Source organism: Streptomyces sp. NPDC088261, from assembly GCF_044740805.1.
Classification (GTDB): Bacteria; Actinomycetota; Actinomycetes; order Streptomycetales; family Streptomycetaceae; genus Streptomyces.
In genome coordinates this window covers 233,110-256,254 of sequence record NZ_JBIURL010000008.1, presented here as the reverse complement: position 1 = coordinate 256,254, position 23,145 = coordinate 233,110, and the positions used below count along the sequence as shown (strand labels likewise).

Annotated in this window: 19 protein-coding genes; 8 read left to right on the top strand and 11 right to left on the bottom strand. The window is 71.8% G+C overall.

Features of this window, described 5'->3' with window-relative positions; translation table 11 throughout:
* The first annotated feature begins 156 nt into the window (after positions 1–156).
* Together ACIODU_RS18250 and ACIODU_RS18245 are read left to right on the top strand one after the other, a co-directional pair.
* Positions 157–1,782: a M4 family metallopeptidase gene (locus ACIODU_RS18250; RefSeq protein ID WP_356423031.1), complete on the top strand. Its 1,626-nt coding sequence runs from the start codon at positions 157–159 to the stop codon at positions 1,780–1,782.
* 217 nt (positions 1,783–1,999) lie between these two features.
* Positions 2,000–3,427, top strand: coding sequence for an MFS transporter (locus tag ACIODU_RS18245; RefSeq protein ID WP_401768596.1), 1,428 nt, complete (start codon positions 2,000–2,002; stop codon positions 3,425–3,427).
* Between the two features lie 113 nt (positions 3,428–3,540).
* Here ACIODU_RS18245 and ACIODU_RS18240 read toward each other — a convergent pair whose 3' ends face one another.
* The 3 genes from ACIODU_RS18240 to ACIODU_RS18230 form a co-directional block, all read right to left on the bottom strand.
* The gene (locus ACIODU_RS18240) at positions 3,541–4,671 is read right to left on the bottom strand and encodes a hypothetical protein (RefSeq protein WP_401768594.1); all 1,131 of its coding nucleotides are present in this window, start codon (positions 4,669–4,671) and stop codon (positions 3,541–3,543) included.
* A 158-nt stretch (positions 4,672–4,829) separates the two neighbouring features.
* On the bottom strand, positions 4,830–5,591 hold the full coding sequence (locus tag ACIODU_RS18235) for a hypothetical protein (protein ID WP_401768592.1): 762 nt from the start codon (positions 5,589–5,591) through the stop codon (positions 4,830–4,832).
* Positions 5,588–6,226 (bottom strand): sigma-70 family RNA polymerase sigma factor, encoded by a 639-nt coding sequence (locus ACIODU_RS18230; RefSeq protein ID WP_401768589.1) that lies wholly within the window; start codon positions 6,224–6,226, stop codon positions 5,588–5,590. The genes ACIODU_RS18235 and ACIODU_RS18230 overlap by 4 nt, the downstream gene beginning before the upstream one ends.
* Before the next feature lie 182 nt (positions 6,227–6,408).
* Between ACIODU_RS18230 and ACIODU_RS18225 the strand changes: the two genes are divergently transcribed.
* Entirely contained in the window at positions 6,409–7,230 is an 822-nt protein-coding gene (locus ACIODU_RS18225; RefSeq protein WP_356423018.1) for an SAM-dependent methyltransferase, read from the top strand.
* 212 nt (positions 7,231–7,442) lie between these two features.
* On the opposite strand, the gene ACIODU_RS18220 is transcribed toward ACIODU_RS18225, so the two are convergent.
* The 7 genes from ACIODU_RS18220 to ACIODU_RS18190 form a co-directional block, all read right to left on the bottom strand.
* Positions 7,443–8,477 carry a hemolysin family protein gene (locus ACIODU_RS18220; RefSeq protein ID WP_401768587.1) on the bottom strand — a complete coding sequence of 345 codons (1,035 nt, stop codon included), beginning with the start codon at positions 8,475–8,477 and terminating at the stop codon, positions 7,443–7,445.
* A complete protein-coding gene (locus tag ACIODU_RS18215) occupies positions 8,474–9,805 on the bottom strand; it encodes a hemolysin family protein (RefSeq protein WP_401768585.1) in 1,332 nt (443 codons plus the stop codon). Before ACIODU_RS18215 ends, ACIODU_RS18220 begins: the two co-directional genes overlap by 4 nt.
* Before the next feature lie 203 nt (positions 9,806–10,008).
* A complete protein-coding gene (locus ACIODU_RS18210; RefSeq protein WP_356423266.1) occupies positions 10,009–11,316 on the bottom strand; it encodes an LCP family protein in 1,308 nt (435 codons plus the stop codon).
* A 197-nt stretch (positions 11,317–11,513) separates the two neighbouring features.
* Positions 11,514–11,948, bottom strand: coding sequence for a BlaI/MecI/CopY family transcriptional regulator (locus tag ACIODU_RS18205; RefSeq protein WP_356423263.1), 435 nt, complete (start codon positions 11,946–11,948; stop codon positions 11,514–11,516).
* Between the two features lie 78 nt (positions 11,949–12,026).
* Positions 12,027–12,914 (bottom strand): DMT family transporter, encoded by an 888-nt coding sequence (locus ACIODU_RS18200; RefSeq protein WP_401768739.1) that lies wholly within the window; start codon positions 12,912–12,914, stop codon positions 12,027–12,029.
* 116 nt (positions 12,915–13,030) lie between these two features.
* On the bottom strand, positions 13,031–13,858 hold the full coding sequence (locus tag ACIODU_RS18195; protein ID WP_401768583.1) for a YhjD/YihY/BrkB family envelope integrity protein: 828 nt from the start codon (positions 13,856–13,858) through the stop codon (positions 13,031–13,033).
* Positions 13,859–14,079: 221 nt separating this feature from the next.
* Positions 14,080–14,682, bottom strand: coding sequence for a gamma carbonic anhydrase family protein (locus ACIODU_RS18190; RefSeq protein WP_401768581.1), 603 nt, complete (start codon positions 14,680–14,682; stop codon positions 14,080–14,082).
* A gap of 126 nt (positions 14,683–14,808) precedes the next feature.
* Here ACIODU_RS18190 and ACIODU_RS18185 point away from each other — a divergent pair, with 126 nt between their 5' ends.
* Positions 14,809–15,891 carry a magnesium and cobalt transport protein CorA gene (locus ACIODU_RS18185; protein ID WP_356423260.1) on the top strand — a complete coding sequence of 361 codons (1,083 nt, stop codon included), beginning with the start codon at positions 14,809–14,811 and terminating at the stop codon, positions 15,889–15,891.
* A 46-nt stretch (positions 15,892–15,937) separates the two neighbouring features.
* Here ACIODU_RS18185 and ACIODU_RS18180 read toward each other — a convergent pair whose 3' ends face one another.
* A complete protein-coding gene (locus tag ACIODU_RS18180; RefSeq protein WP_356423003.1) occupies positions 15,938–16,606 on the bottom strand; it encodes a GntR family transcriptional regulator in 669 nt (222 codons plus the stop codon).
* A 279-nt stretch (positions 16,607–16,885) separates the two neighbouring features.
* On the opposite strand from ACIODU_RS18180, the gene ACIODU_RS18175 reads away from it, so the two are divergent.
* The 4 genes from ACIODU_RS18175 (at position 16,886) to ACIODU_RS18160 (ending at position 23,056) form a co-directional block, all read left to right on the top strand.
* Positions 16,886–18,163, top strand: a complete 1,278-nt coding sequence (locus tag ACIODU_RS18175; protein WP_356423000.1) for an extracellular solute-binding protein — start codon at positions 16,886–16,888, stop codon at positions 18,161–18,163.
* 155 nt (positions 18,164–18,318) lie between these two features.
* On the top strand, positions 18,319–21,126 hold the full coding sequence (locus tag ACIODU_RS18170; protein WP_401768578.1) for a discoidin domain-containing protein: 2,808 nt from the start codon (positions 18,319–18,321) through the stop codon (positions 21,124–21,126).
* A gap of 237 nt (positions 21,127–21,363) precedes the next feature.
* Positions 21,364–22,185 carry an alpha/beta hydrolase gene (locus tag ACIODU_RS18165; RefSeq protein WP_356422994.1) on the top strand — a complete coding sequence of 274 codons (822 nt, stop codon included), beginning with the start codon at positions 21,364–21,366 and terminating at the stop codon, positions 22,183–22,185.
* Between the two features lie 79 nt (positions 22,186–22,264).
* Positions 22,265–23,056: an MBL fold metallo-hydrolase gene (locus tag ACIODU_RS18160; protein WP_401768576.1), complete on the top strand. Its 792-nt coding sequence runs from the start codon at positions 22,265–22,267 to the stop codon at positions 23,054–23,056.
* Positions 23,057–23,145: the final 89 nt, after the last annotated feature.

Sequence of the window (23,145 nt, the reverse complement as noted above, 5' to 3'; positions counted from 1 at the left end):
TGTCACTCTCTGGACGGCTCACCGCGCGTAGACCGTGCGGTGGATCCGCGTGGCACCCACGTGTTGCTCCAGCGCCAGGAAGGCGGCCCACCCCACGGCCGCCGCCGTACCCCCACAAGGGCCGCCGACCGGTGGCCCGACACTCTTGGAGACTGAGTGAGACTCGTAGCTTCCACCCCCCGCAAGAACGCCGTCCGCGTCGCCGCGCTCGTCGCCTCGGCCGCGATGGTGGCCGTCGCCTTCCAGAGCGGCCCGGCCGTCGCCCAGCCCGACGCCGCCCGTGACAGCGGCGCCGTCGCCGTGGCGTTCACCGCCGCCCAGCGTGTGACCGCCATCCAGTCCGCCCAGGCGGACACGGCGAGCGAGGCCAAGACCCTCGGTCTCGGCGCGCAGGAGAAGCTGGTCGTCCGGGACGTCATCAAGGACGCCGACGGCACCGTGCACACCCGGTACGAGCGGACCTTCGCGGGCTTGCCCGTCCTCGGCGGCGACCTCGTCGTCCACGAGAGCCCGGCCGGCAAGCAGACCGTCACCAAGGCGACCTCGGCCAAGATAGCCGTGGCCACCACCGACGCCGCCGTCACCGCCTCCGGCGCCAAGTCGACCGCGCTCAAGGCCGCTTCGGCGGAGAAGACCGCCAAGGCCGAGACGGGCACCGCGCCCCGCAAGGTCGTCTGGGCCGCCAACGGCACGCCCGTCCTCGCCTGGGAGACCGTCGTCAAGGGCTTCCAGCCCGACGGCACCCCGAGCGAACTGCACGTCGTCACCGACGCCGCCACCGGCAAGGAACTGTTCCGCGACGAGGCCATCGAGACCGGCACCGGCACCGGCAAGTACAACGGCACCGTCCCGCTCACGACCACCAAGAGCGGCAGCACGTACAACCTGACCGACGGCGCGCGCGGCGGTCACAAGACGTACGACCTGAACCAGAAGACGTCGGGCACCGGCACCCTCTTCACCGACGCCGACGACGTCTGGAGCGGCGGCCGCCAGACCGCCGCCGTGGACGTCGCCTACGGCGCGGCCGAGACCTGGGACTTCTACAAGAACGTCCTGGGCCGCAACGGCATCAAGAACAACGGTGTCGCGTCCTACTCCCGCGCCCACTACGGCAACAGCTACGTGAACGCGTTCTGGGACGACAGCTGCTTCTGCATGACGTACGGCGACGGCTCGGGCAACGCCAACCCGCTCACGTCGATCGACGTCGCCGCCCACGAGATGAGCCACGGCCTCACCGCGGCCACGGCGAAGCTGACCTACTCGGCGGAGTCCGGCGGTCTCAACGAGGCCACCTCCGACATCTTCGGCACCGCGGTGGAGTTCTACTCCAACACCTCCACCGACCCGGGTGACTACCTCATCGGTGAGAAGATCAACATCAACGGCAACGGCACGCCGCTGCGCTACCAGGACAAGCCGAGCAAGGACGGCGCCTCCAAGGACGCCTGGTCGTCGACGCTGAAGAACCTCGACGTCCACTACTCCTCGGGCCCGGCCAACCACTTCTTCTACCTGCTGGCCGAGGGCAGCGGCGCGAAGACCATCAACGGCGTGAGCTACAACAGCCCCACGTCCAACGGTTCGACGGTCACCGGCATCGGCCGGGACAAGGCCATCCAGATCTGGTACAAGGCGCTCACCACGTACATGACGTCGAGCACCAACTACGCGAAGGCGCGCACCGCGACGCTCAGCGCGGCCGGCGCGCTGTACGGCACGACCAGCGCCGAGTACAAGGCCGTCGGCGCCGCGTGGAGCGCCGTCAACGTCGCGTGATCCGGCGTAGCACCCAGCGGTAGGCGGTTCCCGGGCACGGGTCCCTCGCGTTCGCGACGCGAGGGACCCGTGCCCGGCCGTTTCCGCCGGGCCGCGGGGGGTGGTGAAGGTCCGTCACGCGCCCCCACGGCGAGGTGGCGTGTGCCGGGACGCCGCCCGGCCGCATGATGGGCGGACCTGCCCGTGGGGGGACGCCCAGTGAGAGGAAGACGGCTCCGTGTCCTCGCAGCCCCCCGACCCCCGGCGCTGGAAGGCGCTCGCCGTCTGTCTCGTCGCGGCCTTCATGACCCTGCTCGACGTGTCCATCGTCAACGTCGCGCTGCCGTCGATCCGGGAGGGGCTGGGCGCCCCCGAGTCCGACCTCCAGTGGGTCGTCTCCGGATACGCCCTGGTCTACGGCCTCTTCCTGATCCCCGCGGGCCGCCTCGGCGACGCCCGGGGCAGGCGTCCGGTCTTCATGGTGGGCCTCACCCTCTTCGTCCTCGCGTCGGCGGCCTGCGGCGCCGCGCAGTCCAGCGGGTGGCTGGTGACCGCCCGGCTGATCCAGGGAGCGGCGGGCGGTCTCGTCGCCCCCCAGGTGTCCGCCCTGATCCAGCAGATGTTCTCCGGCCGGGAACGCGGCCGGGCCTTCGGCATGTTCGGCACCGTCGTCGGGATCTCCACCGCCGTCGGCCCCCTGCTCGGCGGGCTCATCATCCAGGCGGCCGGCGCGGACGACGGATGGCGGTGGGTGTTCTACGTCAACCTGCCGCTGGGCGCCGTCTGCCTCCTGCTGGCCCGCCGTCTGCTGCCCGACACCCCGGCGGCGGGCCACGTCCGGGTCCGCGACCTCGACCCGGTCGGCGTGCTGCTGCTCGGGTCGGGGGTGGTGGCTCTCCTCCTGCCCTTCGTGGAGTCGCGCGAGTGGCACGGGAACACCAAGTGGCTGCTGCTGGCGGTCGCCGCCGCACTGCTGGCGGCCTTCGTACGGTGGGAGGCCCACAGCCGGAAGGGCGGCACCCAGCCGGTTCTGAACCTGGCCCTCTTCCGTATCCACTCGTTCTGGCTGGGCTGTCTGATGATCCTGTTCTACTTCGGCGGCTTCACCTCGATCTTCTTCATCACCACGCTCTTCCTCCAGAGCGGACTGCACTACTCGGCGCTCCTGGCCGGACTGACCATCACCCCCTTCGCCCTGGGCTCCGGAGTGTCGGCGGGCATCGGCGGACGGCTGGTCGGCCGCTTCGGCCGGCCGCTGATCGTCGTCGGGCTGACCATGGTGGTGGCCGGACTGGCGCTCACCGTCCTCGCCGTCCATCTGGTCCCCGGCCACCACGCCGGCTGGGCGATGGCCGGGCCCCTGCTGCTCGCCGGACTCGGCAGCGGCCTGGTCATCTCGCCGAACCAGACCCTCACCCTCGCCGAGGTGCCGGTCGCCGGCGCGGGCAGCGCGGGCGGCACACTCCAGACGGGACAGCGGGTGGGCTCCTCGATCGGTATCGCCGCCATCGGCTCCGTCTTCTTCGCGGAGGTCCCCCGGGACGGCTGGGCGTCGGCGTACGACCACGGCCTGATCGTGTCGGTGGCCTTCGCGCTGGCGGCCCTCGTCGTGGCGGTGACCGACGTGATCGTGGGACACCGGAAGAAGAAGGCGGCGGGGTCGTAGGGGAGAGCGGGTCCAGGCGTACGAGCCGCAGGGGTACGGGACACCACGGCCGCGCCCGCCCACGGGCCGGGGATCCGGTACGCGGACGGGCGCGGCCCGTGCGGAACGGCTCGCTACGCGCGGGCGGCCCCGGGCCCGGCCGCCTGCCGGCGGAGCGTCAGGGCCGTACCGGCGAGACCCACGGCGGCGACGGCACACACCACCGCCACCACGGACGCCCCCGGGAACGCGCCCAGACTGCTCGACAGCAGGTCCATGCCGACGACCGCCGAGACGGCCTGCGCGACCACCACCGCCAGGGCCGCCGAGGCACTGGCCACCCAGAGGACCACGGTGTCCCGTACCGCCAGCCACACGGCGCTCACCACGCACACCACGGTGAGTGCGAGGGACAGCACGTCGGCGACGCTCCCGGACCCCAGACGCGTGTAGTCCGTGGGCAGGTGGAGCACCGCGCACATCACCAGCAGCGCCATGGCCGGCCAGCGCAGCACCGACCGCGGGGCGGCGGCGGGCGCGGGGACAGCGGCCTTGCCGGCCCGCCGCTGGGGCCGGACACCCGCCGCCGGGGCGGGGGAGGGCTCCGGGGCAGGGCGGCTGAACGCCGCCGCGATCCCCGCCCGGCGCATCGCCCGCGCCGGAGCGTCCTGCCCGGCCTCCCGGTCCCCGTCGTCACCGGCCTCCGCGGTGTCCGGCTGTACGGCGTCCGTCTCCGCGGGCTCCAGCTCGACGGCGTCCGGCTCTACGGCGTCCGCCTCGACGGCGGTCGGCTCCACGGCGGACGCCGCCGCCCCGCGACGCCCCGCGGACCGGGCGGTCCCGCCCTCGTCGCCGAAGATGCTCACCAGCTCGGCCACGTCCTCGATCGGCCTGCCCACGGCCGCCGCGCGCAGCGTCGTGTCGGCCTCGTCGAACTCGTGCGGAGGCTCGTGCAACAGGGCGACCAGCTGCATGACCTCCTCCAGGGGCCGGGCCACCGCGGCGGCGCGCAGCGCCTCGTCACCGGGGCTGGGCACCTCACCGGTCCGCCGCAACAGACTGACCAGCGCGGCGACCTCCTCCAGCGGCCGGGCGGTCGCGGCCGTCCAGAGCAGCGTCCGTATCGGCTCCTGACCGGGCTCCATGGACAGGGTCTCGGTGTCGGTGAGGCCGGTGAGGGCGGCGAGAGCGGCGGCGTCCGGCGGACGCGGACGGCTCCCGTCGCGCTCCTTGGTCACGGGATCGAGGTGGGGGTCAAGAGACATGGCGCGGCTCCCTCTGCCGAACTCCACGGGCGGGCACACACCCTGGTGGTCACCGTGCGGCCACCTACGGCGCACGCTTTGTTACATGAAATGCCCTGGTGGGGAGATTGCGCCATCCGGGACCGGCATACGAGGGGTTCTCGCCGTCCCGCGCATGGTCAGCGCGGCCGGGCGGCCCTCGTTCCCGGCCGGGTGGCCGACCGGGCGGCCGGCTGGGTGACCGGCCAGGTGACCAGCGTCTCGTCGGGCTGCGGCACCTCGCCGTAGTCCTCGTCCGCGCTGTCGACGCGCAGCCGGTTGACGACGGCCTCCAGCGCGGCGGGCAGCGTGGGATGCCTGCCCCGGTGGCACTGCCCGATGAGGTCGTGGAGGACGGCCTCGGGCAGCAGCGAGGACAGGGAGGGCACCGGGGACGGCGCGGCGTCCGGGGAGGTACGGCCGGAGCCGGCCAGCCTGCGGGACTCCGCGCGCCAGTGGGCCGCGTCCCGGAACTCGGCACGCTGCTGGTGGGCGAGGAACAGACAGAACGCCGCCGTCCGGTTGCCGCCGCCCGCCGCGAACTGCCACCAGAACTGGGCCGCGTCCCGGTGTCCCGTCAGATGGAGCAGGGCGGCGAAGACGACGGCGCCCTGCGGGTCTATCCGGTCGTGGTCGACCAGCTGCGCCAGGCAGCCGGCCGCCTCGGGGGCGTTCAGGACGAGCGCGACGGCCAGGTCCAGGTCGCGGGCGGCCTGTTCGTGCGTCGTGGCACAGCTCCCGGGCGCCCGCACCGGCCCCTCCGCCCGCTCCCGGGCCCGCTCCCCGGCCCGCGCGGCGGCGCGCCGCAGGGCGCTGTCGGTGTCGTAGTCGTCGTACGCGCCCGCGAGGACCTCCGCGTCGTCCAGCAGCACCTGGACCCGGGCGCCTTCCGTTCCCCTCACCGGGCGGGTCCCAACTCCCTGGCCAGCCGTCGCCGTGCGTGCCGTACGTGCGAGCGTACGGTCGGCACCTCGATGCCCAGGTACTCGGCGACCACCTCGTCCGGCACGCGCAGGACGTAGCGCAGCACGACGACGTCGTACTGCCGCTCGGGCAGCCGTGAGATGGCGCCGTACAGGCCGATCTCGTTCTCCAGGACGGTGAACTGATCGGGCGTCCCATGCTGGAGGAGCTTGCGGGCGGCCGCGTCGAACGCCGCGGTGTCGACGAGCGCGGGCGGTCCGTCCTGCGCGTCCTGCCGCCGGGCGACCTCTTCCTTGAGGACCGCCCAGGCGTACTGCGACACGGACTCCTGGAGCAGGACGTGCGGCCAGTTCTCCAGCAGCCGGGCGCACGCCGACTCGACCACGGACTCGGCGGCGGGCCGGGAACCGACCTGGGTGTGGGCGTACCGCAGCCACAGCCGGTGGTGGTGGGCGGCGAAGGCGTCGAACGTCAGGGCCAGTCGGCGGCTGGAAGGGTCCGTGTGCCGGCGTACGCCGGGCGCGGTTGGATCCGGTCCCACCGGGTCGCGCGGATCCGGACGGGCCGGGTCGCGTACCTCCACGCCCAGGGCCCCGTCGCTGTCACGGGCCATCAGGTGCCGCCCTTTCGGTACTTCGCCGTCATGGAGGGGATTTCCTTCCGGGGGTCAGTCAACCGGATGTCTGGGGTGGCAGTGGAGTGGTTCGGCGAAAAATCTTTTTGCGTGTCACCCTCCGCGCAGGGGGAGTTGACGTGTCTCGTACCGTGGTTCCTCCTAGTGGGCGGACGTGGGAAGTGGGGCGTGCGGTGGCGGACGGCGGCGCGGTGGACCTGGAGCTGGACAGGGCGCATTCAGCCCGGATGTACGACTACTACCTGGGCGGTACGACCAACTTCCCGGCCGATCGGGAGGGGGCGGCGCGCGCGATGAGCGCTTTCCCCTCGATCCTGGCGACCGCGCGGATCAACCGGCGTTTCATGCACCGTTCCGTGCGGTTCCTCGCCCGCTCGGGGATGGACCAGTTCCTCGACATAGGCACCGGTATTCCCACGTCACCCAACCTGCACGAGGTGGCACAGGCGGAGGTCCCGCACGCGCGTGTCGTCTACACGGACAACGACCCGATCGTGCTGGCGCACGCCCGCGCACTTCTGCACAGCCATCCGGCCGGGCGTACCGCGTACGTGGAAGCGGACGTCAAGGCGCCCGAGGCACTGCTGGCCGCCGACGAGATCCGTACCACCCTGGACCTCACCCGGCCGGTCGCCCTCAGCCTCAACGCGCTGCTGCACTTCGTGACCGACGACCACGGCGCCCATGGCCTGGTGGACGTCCTCAAGGCCGCGCTGCCCTCCGGCAGCACGCTCGCGATCGCCCACGTGACGACGGAGTTCGACCCCGAGGGCATCGCCCGCCTCACGGAGGCGTACCGCGCCTCCGGTACGCCGGGGCAGGCCCGTACGCGCGAGGAGATAGCCCGCTTCTTCGACGGCTGGGAGCTGCTGGAGCCGGGGATCGTCGCGTCCCACCGGTGGCGCCCCGACCCCGGCGAGGGCCAGGACGGCTCCACCGACAAGGAAGCGGCCTGCTACGTGGGCGTCGCCCGCAAGCCCTGACCAGGGGCGCGGCGTCCGTCAGAGGTCCCGCGCGGCGGATCCGGCGCGCGGGACGGCTCCGCTCCGTTACCGAGTCGTCGCCTTCGGCGCCCGGCCGACGTGTTCCCTTCCCGGCGCGAATGCGGTACCCATGACGGACGCGGACGAGGAGCGGCCGGTGCCCGGGGCGGGGCACCGGTCGCTCCTCTGCCGCCGTGTCCGGATCTCTCCGGTCAGCCGGCGGCTGCCTGGACACCGGCGGCGGGACCGACCAGTTCGTCCAGGACGTCTTCCATGGTGACAAAACCGATGACGGTTCCCCGGTCGCCGGTGACGGCGGCCAGATGCGTGCCGGCGGCGCGCATCGCCGTCATCGTGTCGTCGAGCGGCGTGTCGATCTCGACCCTGACCATGGTGTGCAGGGCGGAGCGCGGGAAGGGCCGCGTCCGGTCGGCCGCGCCGAGGGCGTCCTTGATGTGCAGATAGCCGAGGACGGTACGGTCGGGGCCGGTCACCGGCAGCCGTGAGAAGCCGGACGACGCGGCCGTACGCTCCAGCTGCTGCGGGGTGATCCCGTGGTCCACCATGACGGTCCTGGCCAGCGGCACCATCACCTCGCCGGCCGGCCGGGTGCCCAGCTCCAGGGCGTCCCGCAGCCGCTCGCCGTCCGCCGGGTCCAGCAGCCCCGCCTCGCTGGAGTCCTTGACCAGCCGGGCGAGTTCGTCGTCCGTGAAGACGGACGTCACCTCGTCCTTGGCCTCGACCCCGAGCAGCCGCAGCAGCAGGTTGGCGAACGCGTTGATCCCGAAGACCACCGGCCGCAGCGCCCGGGTGAGCGCGATCAGCGGCGGCGCGAGCAGCAGCGCGGTCGGCGCGGGCGCGGCCAGCGCGATGTTCTTCGGCACCATCTCGCCGATGAGCATGTGCAGATACGTGGCGAGGGTCAGCGCGACCACGAACGCGATCGGGTGGATCAGCGCCTCGGGCACCCCGACCGCCTCGAACGGCGGCTCCAGCAGGTGCGCGATGGCCGGCTCGGCGACCGCGCCCAGCACCAGCGAGGAGATCGTGATGCCGAGCTGGGCGGTGGCCATGGCCGCGGAGAGGTGCTGCAACCCCCACAGTGTGGTCTTGGCGCGCCGGCCGCCCTTGAGCGCCGCCGGTTCGATCTGGCTGCGCCGGACCGAGATCAGGGCGAACTCCGCCCCGACGAAGAACGCGTTCGTCAGGAGCGTCAGCGCGCCGATGGTCAGTTGCAGGCCGGTCATCGGGCGTCCTCCGTCAGCGTGGCGGGGAGCGGTGAGGTGATTCGTACCCGGTCGGCCCGGTGGTGCTCGACCCGCAGGACGGCGAACCGCCAGCCGTCCACGTCCAGCCGGTCGGCCGGCACGGGCAGCCGCTCCAGCCGGGTCGCGAGCAGGCCCGCGAGCGTTTCGTACGGTCCCTCGGGGGCGGTGAAGCCGATCTCGTCCAGCTGGTCGAGCCGCAGGCTGCCGTCGGCCTCCCACACGCTGCGCCCCCCGGGGCCCGCGGCGACGGGGACCAGGCCCGGGGTCTCGTCCGGGTCGTGTTCGTCCCTGACCTCCCCGACGACCTCCTCCACGATGTCCTCGACGGTGGCGACCCCGGCCGTCCCGCCGTACTCGTCTATGACGACCGCCATCGTCCGCGCCTGGCGCAGCCGCCGCAGCAGCCGGTCGACCGGCAGGGAGTCGGGGACGAGCAGCGGCTTCGTCGCCAGCGCGGTGACCGGGGTGCGGTCGCGCAGGCTCTCGTCCAGGGCGAGGACGTCCCGGATGTGGACCGTGCCGATCACCTCGTCCAGGCTGTCCTGGTAGACGGGGAAGCGGGAGAGGCCGGTGGCCAGGGTGAGCCGGGCCGCGTCCGACGCGGTGGCGTGCGCCTCCAGCGCGCGGACGTCCACGCGGGGCGTCATCACGTTCTCCGCCGACAGGTCGGCGAGGTGCAGGGTCCGTACGAACAGCTCGGCGGCGTCCTCCTCGATGGCCCCCTCCCGCGCCGAGTGCCGGGCCAGGGCGACCAGTTCCTCGGGTGTCCGCGCGGAGGCCAGCTCCTCGGCGGGCTCCAGGCCGAAGCGCCGCACCAGCCGGTTGGCGGTGTTGTTGAGGTGGCGGATCAGCGGGCCGAAGGCCGCGGTGAACACGCGCTGCGGTCCGGCCACCACCTTGGCGACAGCCAGCGGGCGGGAGATGGCCCAGTTCTTCGGGACCAGCTCACCGACCACCATCAGGACCACCGTGGACACCATGACGCCGAGCAGGGTGGCGGCGGTGGACACCGCGCCCCCGGGCAGCCCCACGGCCTCCAGGGGACCGCGCAGCAGCACGGCCAGCGACGGTTCGGCGAGCATGCCGATCACCAGGGAGGTCACCGTGATGCCCAGCTGGGCACCGGAGAGCTGGAAGGTCAGGCGCTTGGCGGCGGCCAGGGCGCTCGCGGCCCCGCGCTCACCGGCCTCGGTGGCGCGCTCCAGCTCACCGCGCTCGACGGTGGTGAGGGAGAACTCGGCGGCGACGAACACCGCGCAGGCGAACGTCAGCGCGAGAGCGAGCGACAGCAGAAGCACTTCGGTCACCGTGCCACCTCCGGCCCCTGGTGCGGCGGGACGGGGAGGGCACGGCTCGTACTGGGAGGTTCACCCATGGGGGGACCGCAGCTCCTTACGCTGATCAACGACGCGGGATGGGACGGCCGCGCCGTCCCACGTCGATCAATAGTAAAGGAGTCGCAAAATAATGCAATGTGGCGTCCGGCACGGTCCGGCCGGCCCGGCGAGCGCTACCGGACGTCGGTGAAGTCCGTCCCCACGGTGAGGGTCACGACACCCGGCGACGCCTGCGCCGACTCCCGCGCGGCGACGTCCGGCAGGCGCGAGGCGAGGACCCGGGCCTGGGGGCCGAGGCCGCCGGGGTACTCCACCGACGTCCTGCCCGTGGTCCCGGGCGCGTTGCCGATGGAGGCGACGGTGAAGCCTGCCGTACGGAGGGTCTCGGCCACCGCGGCGGCCCGCCCCGCCGTGCCCGTGCCGTTGAGGACCTGGACGCGGACCGTGCTGGCGTAGACCGGGGTCCTGGCGGCCGCCTCCAGCCTCTTCTTGCTGACCTCCCTGTCCCGGGCCAGGGACGTGAACAGGTCGGACGCCTGCGGGTACTGCCACACGACGTTGGCCCGGTCGGCCGGCACGTCCGCCTCGCGCGGGTAGTTCGGCACGGTCAGGAAGGCCAGCCGGTTCTCCGGGATGCCCTTGATCTCGGAGGCGAGGGCGTACAGCGGCTTGATCCCGGCCAGCGGTTCGTCGGTCGTCAGCGACTTGGTGGCCGAGTCCAGGAATCCGTACAGCGCCTTCGGGCTGGTCAGTTTCTTCTGCGCCTTGGCGGCCACGGCCTCCATGAACTCCTGCTGCCTGCCGATCCGGCCGAGGTCGGAGCCGTCCCCGACGCTGTAGCGCGTCCGGACGTACCCGAGCGCCTTCTCGTCGCGCACGGTCTGGCAGCCGGCCTCCAGGTCCAGGTGCGCCTTCTTGTCGTGGATCGCGGTCCCCGGGCAGACCTCGATGCCGCCCAGCGCGTTGACCATGCCCTTGAAGCCCTGGAAGTCGACCGACATGAAGTGGTCGATGCGCAGCCCGGTGTTGCGCTCCACGGTCCTGATGGTGCAGGCGGCGGCCGCGGCCACGTCCCCGCCGGTCCCGCCGATCGCGAACGCCTCGTTGATCTTGAAGTGGTGGGGGCCGGACTCGCTGCCGTTCCCGCGGTCGCAGGCGGGGATGGTGACCCAGGAGTCGCGCGGCAGGGAGACGACGGTGGCCCAGTCCCGGTTCGCGGCGATGTGCAGCACCATCAGCGTGTCGGACTGCATGGTGGTGAGGTCGCTGCCGTACTTCGCGTTGGCGCCCGTACGCGAGTCCGAGCCCACGACCAGGATGTTCTGCGAGCCGGGACTCGAATTGACCGGCCGGCCGCCGCCGATCTTGCCGTCGATGTCCGCGCCGTGGATGTTGCCGTCGAGCCGCTGGTAGATCCAGGTGCCCGCGCCGCCCGCCCCGAGGGCCCCGACGGCCAGCGCGCCGCAGACCCAGACCGCCACCCGGCCGCGCCGGGTGAGGCGGGTCCGGCCCGCCCCGGCGCCTCTGCGACGACCACTGCTCGCGGCGCCGGGCCGGCGCCTCCTGGTTTCCGTCCCCACCTGGTCCTCCGTGCCCCGCTCCCCGTCCGGTCCGTCCGCCGGGCCGGCCGCCGCCCTCTGGCGACGGACCGACTCTACAGCCGTGTAGAAGCCACCCGTCAGCTTTCCGTGTCGTCCACGGGAGTGCCGCCGGATTCCGTTCCGCCGTCCGTGAGGAGGGCGCGCAGCACCTCCGCGTCGTGGGGGGAGAGGGCCGAGACGAAGCGGGAGAGCACCGCGTCCCGGTCGTTCCGCTCGTCGAGGAGCCTTCGCATCCGCAACGCGGTGAGCCCGGCGCCGTCGGCGACCGGGGTCCAGAGGAAGGACCGGCCCGACCGGGTGCGGGTGACCGCCTGCTTGTCGAGGAGGCGGGTCAGGATCGTGATCACGGTGGTGTACGCGAGGTCGCCGTCGAGGCGCTCCTGCACCCAGGAGGCGGCCACCGGGCCGGTCGCGGACCCGAGGAGGGCGAGCACCTGTGCTTCGAGCTGGCCCTGGCCCCGCCTGCGGGTACGGGACTCCTCCCCCCGTCCGCCGGGCTTCCCGGCGTTCACGGCCCTGCCGACATGTCCGGCCACGAAGATTGGCCTCCTCCCACGGTGCCGCGCCAGGCGACCTGGTGCCGGGGCATCCTAACCAGGGTCACCGGGGCCCGGCCCGGGGTGCGGGGCGGCGGCCCGGCGCCCCCAGGTCGTGCCCGCCAGGACCAGCCCGGCCCCCAGCACGCCGAGCGCGCCCAGGTGCTCACCGCCGAGGGCGATCCCGGTGGCGGCGGCCCACAGCGGCTCCGTACCGAGCAGCAGGCTCACCCGTGACGGCGAGGTGCGCCGTACCGCCCACATCTGTACGAAGAAGGCGGCGAGCGTGCAGAACACCGACAGGAACAGCAGCGCCGCCCAGTCGCCCGGGTCGAAACCGGCGGCCACCGACCAGGGCGAGGGGCCCGTGCCCGGCACCGAGGCCAGGACGGCGAAGACCGCGACCGCGCCGCCGAGCTGAACGGTGGTCAGCGACAGCGCGTCGGCGGTGCGCACCGCCTTGATCCGCGCCATGGCCAGCACATGGACGGTACGGGCGAGCGCGGCCAGCAGCATCAGCAGATCGCCCGCCGACGGCGCGGTGAAGCCGCCGCCCTGGGTCAGCAGCACCACGCCGGCGACCGAGAGCCCGGCGGCGGCCACGAAGGACCCCGGCGGGCGGGTCCGGGTGGCCACGGCCTCCGCGAGCGGCGTGAAGATCATGGTGAGGCTGATGATGAGCCCGGCGTTGGTCGCCGAGGTGTGCACGACGCCGTACGTCTCCAGCAGGAAGATCCCGCTCAGGACCAGCCCCAGCAGCCCCGCGCCGCGCCACTGCGCCGCCGTCAGCGCCCGCAGCCGCCGCCACCCGGCGGCCGCCAGGACGGGCAGGACCACCGCGAAACGCAGCACCAGGACCGCGACGACGGTCGTCGGGGTGGTGACCCCCTTGGCCGCCAGATAGCTGGCCCCCCACACGACCGCGATCGCCAGGACCGGCAGGTCGGTCCGTCATGCCCGGCGGGGTACGAGGGCGGGGGCGGCGATCGAAGAGGTCACGGGGGCGGGTCTCCGGCGGACGGGGGGCGCGGAGACGGCGGCGGCTCACACGGGGACGATCACCGTACCGGTCCGTCCCCACCGCCGGAACCGTCGTGTTCCTCCCGCAGCCCCTCCGGCTCCCGCGCCATCCGCCGCACGAACACGTACTCGTGGTAGATCCGCCCGACCAGCGCCCCGCCGTAGACGACAAAACCCACCCCGACCAGCCACGACTGGAGGACGAGGACCGTGCCGAACGGGCCGTACGTGACGGCGTTGGACGCGATCAGCGGCGAGAACACCAGCCGGGAGAAGCCCCGCAGGCCCAGCAGCCCGAGCGAGGTCGCGACGGACCCGGGGATCAGCGCCCGCCAGCGGACCCGGCCCGCGAGGAGCAGCCGCTGGGACCACCAGAAGAACAGGAACGTCACGACGACGTCGGCGGAGGTCACGAAGATCGTGTCGACGACGGACTGGGCGCGGACCTGCGTGTTGACGAAGGCGACGAGGAACCCGACGAGGACCGCCAGCCACACCACGTGCCGCCACACCTGGTGCCAGCGCGCCGTGGACAGCTCCCAGACCTTCTCGTACCCCGTCTGCACCGCCGACCCGAAGGTCAGGCCGAACACGGCGAGCGCGGCGAGACCGAACGCCGTCGTCCGCTGGAGCGCCTCGCCCGGCTTGCCGAACAGCTGCTCGATCTCGCCCTGCGACGACGCCGAGACGCCGACGCCCTGGGCGAGCCAGCGGGCGAAGCTCTGACCGCTGGCCGGGTCGGCCGCGGCGACGAGGATCAGCAGGGGAACGAGCGTGAGGAAACCGAGCGCGGCGAAGGACATGGCCCGGTGCATCAGTTCCGTCTCGCTGCTGCGGCTCACCGTGAGCGCGACAGGAGAGTCCATGATCCTGCGGTACAGGTCCCGGAGCCGGTGCGCGTGCCTCTCCACACCGAAACGCTTTCGGGTCATATGTCGTCTACTACCCCGGAGCGGGCCGTGTCGCGTCCAGGGCCCCCGGATGGGTGCCGACGACTGGCCACGGTTCGGCCACCCCGCCCAGGGCTACGGTACGACCGCCGCCGGCCCGGGGGGCCGTACGGTCACCGGATCCGTGGGCCGCACGGTCACCGGATCCGGTCGTCGTGGTGGCGGCCGAGCGCCCGTCCGAACCGCTCCGAGAGGGCCGGCATGAGGCTCTCGCCCTCCGCGGGGCGCGGCAGGCCGAAGACGTACCCCGGGAAGTCCAGGTCCTTCTGGACCTCCCAGATCGCGTCGTGCTCCCCGGGCGGCAGCACCCGCGCCGGATCGCCGACGGCCACCCACCCGATCGGGACCGTGGAACCGGCCGGCAGCACCGTGCGCAGATGCACGATCCCGTTGATCCGCACCTCGGAACGCGCCCCGATCCGGGCGCCGTTGAAGACCCGGGTGCCCGTCGCGAGGAAGACCTCGTCCTCGACGGCGCAACCGGTCAGGTACGAGGTGGGCCCGACGAGCACGGCACGCCCCAGCCGCAGCGGATCGCGGCGGACGCCCCGCAGGACCGCGTTCTCCATCACCACGCAGCCCTCGCCCAGCTCCACCGGGCCGCCCTCGGCGGTCAGGACGGCGCCGAAGAGGATCCGGCACCCGGCGCCGACCCGGACGTCGCCGCTCAGCGTCGCGTTCGGGGCGACGTACGCGGACGGATGCACGGTGGGCGACACCCCGTCATGTTCGATGAGCATGCGTCGCATCATGCCCGACCGGACCCCGCTCATCACCGACCGGACCCCACGGGGGGACCCGGACCTGGGCGTTCGCCCGTTCGTGGCACACTGACGGCCGATCCGCCGAAGGAGCCCGCCGTGTCGATGATCCGCAACCTCCGCAGAACCGTGCGCAGGGCCTATCGCCGCACCGTGGACCTGAGCCACCCGGCCCGCTCCCCGCTCGGCAGCGCGGTGGTGAACTGCGTGGTGTACCGCGACGGCGAGCGGCAGCTCGACCACTGCGCGGCGGAGGAGGCGCTGCGGCGCGTCCGCAGGGCCGGTAGCGGCTTCGTCTGGATCGGGCTGCACGAGCCGGACCGCGAGGAGTTCACCGGAGTCGCCGAGCTGTTCGGCCTCCACCGGCTCGCCGTCGAGGACGCGGTCACCGCCCACCACCGGCCCAGGGCGGAGCTGTACGACGAGACGCTGTTCGCCGTCTTCAAGACCGTCAGCTACGTCGAGCACGAGGAACTGACCGCCACCAGTGAGGTGGTCGACACCGGTGAGCTGATGGTCTTCGCGGGGGCCGACTTCGTGATCACCGTACGGCACGGCCGCCACGGCTCGCTGGGCCCGCTCCGGGAGCACCTGGAAGCGTTCCCCGAGCAGCTCGCCAAGGGCCCCGCCGCCGTCCTGCACGCGATAGCGGACCACATGGTCGACGAATACCTCGGCGTCGCGGACGCCATCCAGGACGACATCGACGCGGTCGAGACCGGCGTCTTCTCCGCGCAGGCGGCCCGCGGCGAGGCGGGCCGGATCTACCAGCTCAAGCGGGAACTGCTGGAGCTGAAGCGGGCGGTGGCGCCGCTGGACCGGCCGCTGCGCAAGCTCGCCACCGAGCCGAGCCGGCTGGTCGGTACGGAGATCCAGAAGTACTTCCGGGACGTCTCCGACCACCTGGCGCGCGTCACCGAGCAGATAACCGCCTTCGACGGCCTGCTCGACTCCGTCCTCCAGGCCCACCTCGCGCAGGTGACCGTCGCCCAGAACGAGGACATGCGCAAGATCACGGCCTGGGCCGCGATCATCGCCGTACCGACCATGGTCTGCGGGGTGTACGGCATGAACTTTGAGCACATGCCCGAGCTGCGGTGGACGTACGGCTACCCGCTCGTCGTCGGCGTGATCGCCGCCGTCTGTTTCGGCGTCCACCGCACGTTCCGGCGCAACGGCTGGCTCTGAGGCGCCCTGCACCATCCGGCCCGGGCTCCGGCCGTGCGCGTTGTGCTCACTGCCGCGCCGCCTCCGTCAACCGCGCCTGCGCCCGGCGCAGATGGGTCCGCATGCGCGCGGCGGCCGTCTCGTCGTCGTTCTCGCCCATCGCCTCCAGGATCCGCTCGTGCTCCCGGCAGGTCTCCTCCGCCCACCCCTCGCGGAACGACAGCCGGTACTGATGCGTGTGCGCGTGCAACCGCTCCAGGGTCGAGCGCAGGAACACGTTCCCGCTCAGGAGCGCGATCCGGTCGTGGAACACGGCGTCGTGGTGCAGGTACAGCAGCAGGGTCGACCGGCTCGCGAAGTCGCCCGCCGCGCCCCGCATCTCCGCCAGCTGGTCCGCGAGGTGGAGCAGGTCCGCCGGGGTCACCCGGGAGGCCGCGGCGGAGGCCGCCGCCGGTTCGAGCAGCAGCCGTACCTCGAACAGCTCCCGCAGGCCACGCCCGCTGAGCAGCGCCGCGGCGGTGTACCCCGCCAGCGACCGCTTCACCACCAGGCCGTCCGCCTCCAGCCGCGCGAGCGCCTCCCGCAGCGGGGTCGGTGAGATCTCCAACTCCTGGGCGAGCGTGTTGATGTTGAGCTTCGACCCCGGCTCGATGTCGTGGTCGACGAGCCGCCGCCGGATCGTGTCGTAGGCGGTCTCCGCGAGCGCCTGCCGCCGCGGAGTGGGGGTGACTGCCATCGTGCTGCTCCTGGGTGTCGCCTGTGGTGCCTCGCCGGTGGTTCCTCGCCCACCGATTGTATTTTTTCGTGCGCTCCTGTGCGTTCCTGTCCGCCCGACGGTCCCACTTCGGTAAAGGTCGGTACGAGTATTGACTGTTTTCCGATGCTGGCTACTCTTCTGAAAAGTATACGAAATAACGTTGTCTCGGATCGGACCGGAGCGGGCCCTCCGGGGTCCGCAGGGCGGCGCACGGCGGCCGGAGTCGGCCGTATCACGTGAAGCATCAAGGAGGACGACATGAAGCGCAGAACTGCCCTCACGGCGGCGGCCACCGGTCTGGTGAGCTGTCTGGCGGTCACGGGCTGCTCCACCAGCGGCACGTCCGGGGGTGGCGGCGGTGGCAGTCTGACCTTCATGACCTTCGAGACGCCGGCGCTCACCGCGGCGTTCTGGGACACCTCCATCAAGGAGGCGCAGAAGGCCGTTCCCGAGGTCAGCGTCAAGAAGATCGTGTCGCCGGACGCCGACAGGACCGCGTACGCCAAGCAGTTGCAGGCGTCGGGTCAGTTCCCCGACATCCTCTCGTCCGTCAACCCGAAGGACTTCACGGCGGCCGGGCTCCTCCAGCCGCTCGACCAGAAGTGGCTGGACGACCACTTCACGGACCCGGACGGCAACCGGATCGACGGCAAGTCGTACATCCCGCCGACCAACTCCCAGATCATCCCCATGGTCTTCTACAACAAGAAGATCTTCGCCGAGCACCACCTCGAGGTCCCCACCACGTGGGAGGCGTACCTGAACGTCGTCAAGACCCTCAAGAAGGCCGGTGTCACCCCCGTCGAGATGGCGGGCGGCGAGCCCTGGTCGGCGGCCCTGCCGCTGGCCGGCCTCATCAGCGCCGACGTGCTCGGCGCCGACCCGCAGTGGATCCAGAAGCGCTACAAGGGCGAGGTGAAGTTCACCGACCCCGCGATGACCGGGGCCGTCGGCAAGTACCGGCAGCTCGTCGAGGCCGGGGCCTTCGACAAGGGCGCGCTGAGCGTCAGTTACGCCGACGCCAACAAGCAGTTCCTCGACGGCGGCAGCGCCATGTACCCGATGGGCAGCTGGTTCATCGGCCAGATCCCGGCCGCGGACGCCGCCGACTTCGGTACGTTCCTGCTGCCGAGCAGCACGGGCAAGACGATCGTGCCGTTCAACACCGGTGGTACGACGGCGGTCAGCGCGAAGTCCGCGCACGTCGCCGACGCGACCCGGTTCGCCGAGGCGTGGTCGCTGTCCAAGCCCAACCTCAAGACGCTCATCGAGACCGACGGCGCCTTCCCCATGCTGAAGAACGTCCCCTTCGAGGACTTCGGCGCGAAGGTGACGCCCGTCTACACCGACGCCTTCAAGCTCGTGACCGAGGACAACGCGAAGGTCAGCGCGTTCGGCCAGGTCAACAACGACGACGCGCTGCCGCCCGGTGTGGTCGAGCAGTTCAACGCCCTGTCCCAGAAGCTGTTCACCAGTTCCGACGTCAAGGGGCAGCTCGCCTCGTTCGACGAGAGCTGGGACAAGGCCGCCCAGTAGCGGGAGCCCGCCGGGACGGACGGGCCGGCTCTCGGCACGGCCCGCGATGACATCGTTGTCAGAACCCGTGCCCGGCGGTCGGGCATCCCCCGCAGTTCAGCACCCCCGATTGTCCAGCCCAGCACCCAGCACCCCCGACTCGAAGGAGAGCCGCGATGGGGCAGAAGAGAACAACACGGAGGGCGATCCGCGCACTGCGACGGATACGCGGGTACGCGGTGGTGGCGGCGCTCGCCGTCGCCGCACCGCTGGTCGTCCCCGGTACGGCGGTGGCGGCGGGACCGCCGACCGCCGCACAGCAGTGGGACACACTGAAGGCCAAACTGACCGGCATCAAGGGCGTCTGGACCGACCAGAGTTACGCGGGCGCCGTGTCCAACACCATGCCGAACACCGCCCTGTTGGGCAACGCCGACGTCGGTGTGACCTCGGCGGGCAGCACGGGCGTCAAGACGTTCCTCGTCTCCAAGGGGGACTTCTGGAACGCCAACCCCACACCCCGCCCCGCCCCCATCGGCGGCGTGACCCTCACCGGCACCGCCGCGCAGCCCACCGGGAATCTCGCCCTCGGCGCCCGCGCCACGGCGAGCAGCACCGAGGGGTCCTTCACCCCCGACCGTGCCGTCAACGGCCAGTGGACCAACGGGTACGAGGGCTGGGTGTCCCAGGTCGGCAAGCCGCAGTGGATCACCCTCGACCTCGGCGCCGTCAAGAGCGTCGCCCGCTACGTCGTACGCAACGACAACGCGGCCCGCCCCGGCAACGCCGCCTTCAACACCAAGAACGTGGCCTTCCAGACCAGTTCCGACGGCACCACCTGGAACAGCGTCGACACCGTCACCAACAACACCGCCGACGTGATCGACCGTACGGTCACCGCCGTGTCGACCCGCTACGTCCGGCTGAACATCACCGAGCCCACCCAGAGCACCACACCGGACTCGACACAGAACCCGCGGGCCAGGATCGGACAGATCGAGCTGTACGCGCAGGGCGGCGGCACCACACCCCCGCCCGCCCCGCCGTTCCGCGAGGAACAGAACATCGTGGACGGCACCGTCACCACGTCGATGTCGCTGGGCAACACCCCGGTGTCGATGAAGACCTGGCTCGCCGCCGACCGCAACGTCCTGGTCACCTCGGTCACCTCGACCGGCACCCAGCCGGTGCAGCTCCAGGCGTCCACCTACGCCGGGGCGACCACCCCCAACTCCGCCTACAGCAACTCCGCGGGCGTGGACGGCCAGGTCATGTGGGCCGAGCGCGCCACCGCGTCCGGCAGCCGGTGGGTCTCCCGGGGCGCGCTGGCCACCACGGTCCTCGGCGCGAGCGCCGTCCAGCCCCCGACCGTCTCGGGCGCGACGGCCAGAACCGTCTTCACCCTGCCGGCCGGTGCCACGGTCCGGCTGGTCACCCAGGTCACCGGCGGCGGACAGAACCCGGCCGCCCCGCACAACGACGCGGTGACCCAGGTCCGTACCCACACCACCGCCTCGCTCGCGACGCTGGACACCCAGCGCGCCGACTGGTGGAAGACCTACTGGATGCAGTCCGGTGTCGAGCTGGGCGACGCCGTCCTGGAGAAGTACTACTACGCCGCCCAGTACTTCATCGGAGCGGCCAGCCGGGCCGGGAAGATGGCTCCCGCCCTCTACGGGATCTGGACCACCACCGACAACCCGCAGTTCAACGGCGACTACCACCTGAACTACAACGCGCAGGGACCGTTCTACGGCGTCTACTCCAGCAACCGCCCGGAGCTGTCACTGCCGTTCCACGAGACGATCCTCGCGTACGTGCCCGAGGCGCAGCGCCGCGCCAAGCAGGATCTCAACCGCGTGAAGCCCGATTACATCAGCCGGCGCTTCCCCAGCGGCGGGGTGCCGGCCGGGGTGCTCTTCCCCGTGGGCATCGGCCCGTACGGCACGACCACCGACGACCAGTACCACCAGCAGGTGTCCAACTCCCTCTTCTCCGCCTCGCAGTTCGTCGCGTACTACGAGTACACCCAGGACACCGACTTCCTCAGGAACAAGGCGTACCCCTTCCTGAGCCAGGTCGCGTCGTTCTTCGAGAGCTACCTGGAGCGCGACTCCGCCGGGCGCTACTCGCTGTGGAGCGGACCGCACGAGGGCACGTGGGGCCAGAACTCCTCCGCGGACCTGGGACTGTTGAAGCAGACTCTTTCCACCCTGATCGCCGCCAGCCAGAAGCTGAACGTCGACGCCGGCCGCCGGGCCACCTGGCAGACCATCCTCGACAACCTCCCGGCCCAGCCCACCACGGTGTACAACGGGAAGACGGTCTACTCCCTGGTCAGCCCCGGCACCATGCAGGGGTCCGACACCCGTGACATCCACCCCGGCGACAACACGATCAACCTCGAATTCATCCAGCCCGCCGACCAGCTCGGCATCAACTCCGACCCCGCGAAGCTGCGGACCGGCGTCGACACCGTCGACGCGATGAACTCCTGGGGCCAGGACAACAGCTTCCCCAAGATCTTCGCCCAGGCGGCCCGGGTCGGATACCCGGCGCAGTCGCTCATCGACAGGTTCAAGCAGGTCATCACCTCCCGCATCGCGCCCAACCTGCGGATCGCCGACCCGTCCCACGGCATCGAGAAGTCCGGGGCGACCGAGGCGGTCAACAGCATGCTGATCCAGAGCGACCAGGGGATCATCAGCCTCTTCCCGGTCTGGCCCGCGGGCAAGAACGCGAGCTTCTGGCAGCTGCGCCAGAAGGGCGCGTTCGTCGTGTCGAGCGCGAAGCAGGCCGACCGCGTCGGCTACGTCGACGTCCAGGCCAAGGCCGGCGGCACGCTCAAGCTCAAGAACCCGTGGGGGAGCGGCACGTTCACCGTGACCAACACGAGCGGCGCCGCGGTGCCGTTCACCACGGCGAACGGGGTGATCTCCGTCCAGACGACCGCCGGGCAGACGTACCACATCCTCCCGGCCTGACCCTTCACCGCTTCACCGCTTCACCGCTTCACCAGCAGAACCGCCGGGCCCCGGGAAGCAGTACGCCTCCCGGGGCCCGGTCGTGCGGCCCTCGCGACACCGTGCACACCAGGACGACAAGTCAGCACGCTGAGCAGATACGGACGGGTGTACCGCTGCGAGGATCCAGTCAGGCCCCCCTGGGGCCTGCGCCGGTCGCACCCGGACCGGCGAGGAACAGCGCACGAGGAGCGTTCGATGGGCATCGTCACCACCACCGACGGCACGGACATCTTCCACAAGGACTGGGGCAGCGGACAGCCGGTCGTCTTCAGCCACGGCTGGCCGCTCAACGCCGACGCCTGGGACGGCCAGCTCAAGCTGGTCGCCGACCACGGCTACCGCGCGATAGCGCACGACCGGCGCGGGCACGGCCGGTCCGCCCAGCCCTGGCAGGGCAACGACATGGACACCTACGCCGACGACCTGGCCCAGGTCATCGAGACCCTCGACCTGCACGACGTCGTGCTGGTCGGACACTCCACCGGAGGCGGCGAGGTCACCCGCTACATCGGCAGGCACGGCACCGCGCGCGTCGCCAAGGTCGTCCTCCTCGGAGCCGTACCGCCGCTGATGCTCAAGACGGACAGCAACCCCGGCGGACTCCCCATCGAGGCGTTCGACGCGATCCGCGACGGTGTGCGCACCGACCGCTCGCAGTTCTACCGGGACCTCAGCGTGCCGTTCTACGGCTTCAACCGGGCCGGAGCGGCCGTCTCGCAGGGCGTCAGCGACGCGTTCTGGCTGATGAGCATGCAGGTCGGGCTCAAGGGCGCGCTCGACTGCGTCCGGGCCTTCTCGGAGACCGACTTCACCGAGGACCTCAAGAAGTTCGACGTCCCGACCCTGGTCGCGCACGGCGACGACGACCAGATCGTCCCCATCGACGCGTCCGCCCACCGGACCGCCCAGCTGGTCCAGGACGCCACGCTCAAGGTCTACCCGGGCGCCCCGCACGGTCTGTACGGCGCGTTCGCCGACGCGTTCAACGCCGACCTGCTGGAGTTCCTGGCCCGCTGAGCCGGCGCCGGACAGGCTCCGGCCTCCCGGTACCCGTTCACCCGCCCCGCCGACCCGTGGTGCAGAGGACCGACGCCAGATGACGAACGTACGCATCACCCACGTCGGCGGTCCCACGGCGCTGATCGAGTTCGACGGCTGGCGGCTCCTGACCGACCCCGCGTTCGACGCCCCCGGCCACAAGTACCCCTTCGGCCGGGGGATGTCGGCGCGCAAGACGACCGGGCCGTCGATGGGCGTCGCCGACCTGCCGCCCATCGACGCCGTGCTGCTCAGCCACGACCAGCACCCCGACAACCTCGACACCACCGGGCGCGGGGTGCTCGCGTCCGCCGGCGTCGTCGTCACCACCCGCTCCTGCGCCCGGCGGCTGCGCAGAACGGTCCACGGGCTGCGCCCCTGGGGCACCACGACCCTGGAGGGCCCGGGCCGCCCACCGATCCGGATCACCGCCACGCCCTGCCGGCACGGCCCCCCGCTGTCGGGACCGCTGTCCGGCGAGGTGACCGGCTTCTCCCTGCGCTGGACCGGCCAGCGCCACGGCGAGCTGTGGATCTCCGGCGACACCGTGCTCTACCGGGGGGTACGGGAGATCGCGCGGCGCCTCGACGTCGGTACGGCCCTCCTCCACCTGGGCGGCGCCCGGCACCCCGCGACCGGTCCCGCACGCCACTCCATGACCGCCGCGGACGCCGTACAGCTGTGCCGGCTGCTGCGCCCGCACACCACCGTGCCCGTGCACTACGAGGGCTGGTCGCACTTCCGGCAGGGCCGGATCGCGGTGGCGCGGGAGTTCTCGCACGCGCCACCCGAGGTCCGTACGTCCCTGACCTGGCTCTCGCCGGGGGCCGCCACCCAGATCACCGTATGAACGGATCGCCGTAAAGGCGGATTGCCGTACGGACGGACCGCGTGAACCGACCCGCGTGAACCGACCGGTATGAACCGACCGGCATGAAC